This is a genomic window from Mesorhizobium sp. M7A.F.Ca.CA.002.15.2.1 (assembly GCF_003998715.1).
GTDB lineage: Bacteria > Pseudomonadota > Alphaproteobacteria > Rhizobiales > Rhizobiaceae > Mesorhizobium > Mesorhizobium ciceri.
The window spans coordinates 1-5,099 of the sequence record NZ_RZPI01000406.1; the positions used below are offsets into that span (position 1 = coordinate 1).

General features: G+C 64.2%; 5 protein-coding genes. All 5 read left to right on the forward strand.

Annotation, left to right across the window (positions count from 1 at the left end; translation table 11 throughout):
* Positions 1 to 248: VOC family protein (locus ENZ74_RS21085; RefSeq protein WP_206522305.1), on the forward strand; the 248-nt coding region annotated here is incomplete at its 5' end.
* A 186-nt stretch (positions 249 to 434) separates the two neighbouring features.
* Positions 435 to 950: a hypothetical protein gene (locus ENZ74_RS21090; RefSeq protein WP_013530757.1), complete on the forward strand. Its 516-nt coding sequence runs from the start codon at positions 435 to 437 to the stop codon at positions 948 to 950.
* 232 nt (positions 951 to 1,182) lie between these two features.
* Positions 1,183 to 1,800 (forward strand): C39 family peptidase, encoded by a 618-nt coding sequence (locus ENZ74_RS21095; RefSeq protein ID WP_024501618.1) that lies wholly within the window; start codon positions 1,183 to 1,185, stop codon positions 1,798 to 1,800.
* Between the two features lie 24 nt (positions 1,801 to 1,824).
* Positions 1,825 to 2,913 (forward strand): D-alanine--D-alanine ligase family protein, encoded by a 1,089-nt coding sequence (locus tag ENZ74_RS21100; protein WP_063168569.1) that lies wholly within the window; start codon positions 1,825 to 1,827, stop codon positions 2,911 to 2,913.
* Between the two features lie 152 nt (positions 2,914 to 3,065).
* Entirely contained in the window at positions 3,066 to 5,045 is a 1,980-nt protein-coding gene (locus tag ENZ74_RS21105; protein WP_063168568.1) for an AI-2E family transporter, read from the forward strand.
* The last annotated feature ends 54 nt before the right edge of the window (positions 5,046 to 5,099 follow it).

A 5,099-nucleotide genomic window follows, 5' to 3' on the forward strand; every position in this document is an offset into this window, starting at 1 on the left:
GGGCCGCACAGGGAAAACTCACCGGCCGCCATCACCTGGCTTTCCAGGCAAGGGACCACGCCATGGTCGACGGCTTCTACAAGGCCGGGCTGGCGGCCGGCGGCACGGACAATGGCGCGCCGGGCGAACGGCCCTATCACCCCGGCTATTACGCCGCCTTCCTGCTCGATCCGGACGGCAACAACATCGAGGCCGTCCATCACGGCCCGCATCGTCGCAGCGCCGCTTCGGTGAAGATCACCTTCTAAGCTGCCGATATTCAGCCGGCCGGGATCGCGGACGCATGGGCGATGCTGGAGAGAGGCTGCCTTGCGTTGCCAGATCGGTGGCCCCGATGCTAACCGTGCAAATGGCGGGCGGGAATCGGTCCCGAAGCAACGTCCGCCACAAATTTTCAATAAAACTCCCCTTACCCCCGTGGAGATATTTTTTTTATGCAAAACCCAGCAAGGGCGATCTGTGCCGCCACGCTTCTATTTGCAATCGGGGCCGTTGGCCTCACAAGTATATCATCTTTTGCTTATATTTCATCGGCGCAGGCCCAGGAGGAATATCTTCCGACCGAGAAGGATTTTGTCGGCAAATGGAAACTCAACGGCGGAGCCATCCGGCCGCCGCGCGATATGAAGGATGCGCCGACACCGGAACAGGAAGCGGCCGCCAGTGAGTTCCAGCAGACGGTGACCGCGTTTTACGGGGCGTTCGATTATCTGGAGATCACGGCGGACGGCCGCTACAATTTTCACCAGCCCGGGGATCCGACGTCGGGGCCTTGCGTCTGGTGCGGAACCTGGTCGTTCAGCAAGAGTTCGGCGTGGCTCGAGCTGGATACGGCGCCCCGGCTGGATATCTACGCCAAGGACGGCGACATGCAGATGACCTACACTGTCGAACCCTACGAAAAATCGAAATATGCGTGGCTGGTTTTCGGCTGGGCGAAGGCCGAGTAGGCGGCGCGCAGCATTCACCACGTTCGTCATCCTCGGGTCTCCGCGACGGAGCTTCGCTCCTGCTCCGCCTGTGGATGACGAAGGCGGGAGAGGCTTCCGCTAACCCCGGAGTCAGCGATGGTTGACCGAAACGGAAGATGACATCTTCTGGGTCGCGCCACTGAATGTCACGGCTTTTCATCCATCTCGTATCCTCGTATACGAGATGGAACCAGCCGACCGAGGAGACCGCATGAGCCCGCCGCCTGAAACCGTGCCGTTTTTCAGCCAGTGGGAAACGCCTGACATGACGCTGGACGTGCTCGCCGACGGCGCGGATGTTGCGCTCAGGCGCGATCCGCTGTGGAGGCGATCCGGGGCGGAGACCCTCGACGAATACGCAATCTGGGCCGCCAACATCTGCGGCATGGCCTGCCTCAAGATGATCCTGGCCAGCCGCGGCGAGATCGTGCCGACGATCGAACTTGCCAGGCGCTGCACCTTATATGGCGGCTATGTCGTCAATGAGGGATCGATCAAGGGGCTGATCTACGCGCCCTTCGTCAGCTTCGTGAAGGAAGCCTTCGGCCTGCGCGCCGAGGTGATGACCAATGTCGCCACATCAGACATTCCGGCGATCATGCAGCGGACGCGCTTCTTCATCGCGTCGGTCAGCAGCTCGATCCGCTGGCCCGAGCGAGAGCCGCCCTCGAAGGGCGGCCATCTGGTGCTGATCACCGCGGCATCCGACGAAGGTTTCCGCTTTCACAACCCGTCCGGCCATGAGCCCGCCACACAGGCAGACGCAGTGTTGTCACCGGCCGATTTCGACCGCTTCTTTGCCAATCGCGGCATTGCCGTCGCCATTTGATTTTTTGACAGTCGAGGGATTTCGATGACCGACAAGACAAGAGTGGCCATCCTCTATGGCGGGCGTTCGGCCGAGCACGACGTGTCGCGCCTTTCGGCCGCCAATGTGCTGAAGGCGATCGACCGCACGCGCTACGATATCGTGCCGATCGCCATTTCGCGAGGCGGCAGGTGGCTGCTGCAACAACTCGATCGCGCCGCGGCGATCGGCGATGAGGCGGCAGGGGCGCCGGCCTCCGAAGACGGCCCGGAGGTTGCTTTGTTGCCCGGAGGCAAGGGCCGGCTGGTTGCGGTGTCGCGGGATGGTACGCAGCCTGAGCTGCCCCCCATCGACGTCGTGTTCCCGGTGCTGCACGGGCCGTTCGGCGAGGACGGCTCGGTGCAGGGCTATGCCGAGGTCGCCGATGTCGCCTATGTCGGCTGCGGCATTCTCGCCTCGGCCGCCGCCATGGACAAGGACGTCGCCAAGCGGCTGATGCGCGAGGCGGGACTGGCGGTTGCCCGCTCCGTCACCGTGCATCGAAACGGCAAGCATTCCTTCCAGGAGATTGCCGGGACGCTCGGCCTGCCTTTCTTCGCCAAGCCGGCGCGCCAGGGCTCGTCCTTCGGGGTCAGCAAGGTGAATGACAGGGACGGCTTCGAGCAGGCCATCGACACGGCTTTCCGCTACGACGGCAAAGTGTTGATCGAGGAATTCGTCGAGGGCCGCGAGATCGAGTTCTCGGTGCTGGAGCGCGCCGACGGGTCGCTGACGGTGTCGCTGCCCGGCGAGATCATTCCGGCCGGCAAGCACGGCTTCTACACCTATGAGGCCAAATATCTCGATGCCGACGGCGCGCTGGTCAAGGTGCCCGCCGATGTCCCGGCCGATGTGGCCGAAAAGGCCAGGGATATGGCGCGGCAGGCGTTCCAGGCGCTTGGCTGCGAAGCCATGGCGCGCGTCGATTTCTTCCTGCGCGCCGACGGCAGCCTGCTTGTCAACGAGGTCAACACCATTCCCGGCTTCACCGACATCTCGATGTATGCCAAGGCGCTTGCCGCCTCAGGCATCGGCTACAGCCAGACCATCGACGTGCTGATCGAGCACGCGCTGGCCAGGCATGCGGCGCGCTGATCCGATCGGGCGAGCCTGACTTCCATTTAGCCCTTCGGGAGCGGCCGGTGCGGGCCGGATCATTGCCTGTGAGCGAGGCGTATTTCATCGTTGGCTAAAGTTGCACGTCCGCTCTATATGCCCGATCATGGCATTTGGCAGGGAGGCATCACGTGGCCAATCGTCGAAACGGCACGGCGTCTCCGGCTGATGGGCTGGGGGACGCCCTTTCAGCGGCCGCGCCCCATCCGCGAACCTCTTTGCCCAATGTGGCGGCCATCGTCACGACAGTGGCGGCACTGTATTTCGGGCGCGAGGTTTTCCTGCCGATCGCCATCGCGCTGCTGCTGACCTTCGCACTGGCGCCGCTTGTCGCAGCGCTAAAAAAGGTCGGCATTCCCCGGATTGCCGCCGTCATCGCCAGCGTGCTCGGCGCCTTCGCGGCGCTTGGCCTGTTCTCCTTCATCGTCGCCACGCAGGTCAGCGAACTGGCGCAGAACATCCCGGTCTACCAGACCAACATCCTGACCAAGATCCGCTCGCTCAAGGAGACCGGGGGCGGGATCCTTGCCAGACTGAGCAAGGTGGTCGAGCGGGTCGGCCAGGAGATCGACAGGCAAGACCCCTCGCTGCCGGCCGCCGCCCCGGAAAAGCCGCCGCGCGAGCCGGTGCCGGTCGAGATCGTCGCGCACGAAAGGCCGCTTCAGGTCCTGCAGAATGTCGTCGGGCCGCTGATCAGCCCGCTTGGGTCGGCCGGGCTGATCATCGTCGTCGTCATCTTCATGCTGCTCGAGCGGGAGGATCTGCGCGACCGCTTCATCCGGCTTGTCGGCTACGGCGACCTCCACCGCACCACCGAGGCGCTTCAGGATGCCGCCAAACGGGTGGGCCGCTATCTCCTGATGCAATTGGTCGTCAACATCGTCTACGCCATACCGATCGCGATCGGGCTCTGGGCCCTCGGTATTCCCAATGCGCTGCTGTGGGGGCTGCTGGCACTGGCGCTGCGTTTCGTTCCCTATATCGGCCCGATCATAGGTATGCTTTTGCCGCTGTTCCTGGCGCTGGCCGTGGCACCGGGCTGGTCGCTCGTGCTGTGGACAGCCGCCCTGTTCGTGGTGATGGAACTGATCACCGGCAATGTCATCGAACCCTGGCTCTACGGTTCGCGGACGGGACTGTCGCCGCTGGCGATCATTGTCGCGGCGATTTTCTGGACGTGGCTCTGGGGGCCGCTCGGGCTGATCCTGTCGACGCCGCTCACTGTCTGCCTGGTGGTGCTGGGCAGGCACGTGCCGCAGTTTGAATTCCTGGACGTGCTGTTCGGCAACGAGCCCGTGCTCGAACCCCATGCGCGCCTGTACCAGCGGCTGCTGGCCGGCGATCCGGAAGAAGCCACCGATCATGCCGAGGAGATGCTGGAGGAGAAATATCTGGTCGAATTCTATGACAAGGTTGCCATTCCGGCGCTTCTGCTGGGCGAACAGGACCGTGTGCGCGGCGTCATGGGCGATTTGCAAAGGCGGCAGGTGGCGGCCAGTGCCCTGATGCTGGTCGCCAATCTCGACGACAGCGCGCAGGAGGAGGCAGGCGAGGAGGAGGGGCCGTCCGTGGCCGCAGAGGCGAGCGACGATGACGATCCCGGCGGGGAGGACGAGACCGAACTGCCCGATGGCACGGATATGTCCGTGCTTTGCGCCGGGGGGCGTGGCGAGCTCGACGACGCCGCTGCCGCGATGCTGGCGCAGGTGCTGGAGGTCCAGGGCGCGACGGTGTCGAAAGCCAGCTTTGCCGATATGGAACCCGCCGGCATTCGCCGCCTTGAGCTCGAAACCGTCGACACCGTCGTGGTCGGATTCCTGAACCGGGATTCCATCAAGCACGCCCGCTTTCTGGTCCGCCGGCTGAAGCGTGCGAAGGCCGCACTTCGGGTGGGAATCGTGTTCTGGTCGGAGGCCGACAGCGAGGACAAGGAGACGGCGGGCAAACTGGCGCGTGACATGAACGCGGATTTCGTGGCGCATGGCATGGTCGACGCCGTGCTGGGCGCGCTGTCAAACGAGCCGCCGGTCGCGCTCAAGCTTGTCGCCAAACGGCGCATGCGGCGACAGCGGGCCGCGTCCAAGAAGGTTACCGCGGCAGCGGCGGGTTGACCGAAATCGGCGGAAGGCCCATGGAACCCAGCGGCCCTCCGCGCGGCCTTACGG

Coding starts and splice junctions, on each gene's coding strand:
- ENZ74_RS21090 (WP_013530757.1), top strand. CDS start 435: ATGCAAAACCCAGCAAGGGCGATCTGTGCCGCCACGCTTCTATTTGCA.
- ENZ74_RS21095 (WP_024501618.1), top strand. CDS start 1,183: ATGAGCCCGCCGCCTGAAACCGTGCCGTTTTTCAGCCAGTGGGAAACG.
- ENZ74_RS21100 (WP_063168569.1), top strand. CDS start 1,825: ATGACCGACAAGACAAGAGTGGCCATCCTCTATGGCGGGCGTTCGGCC.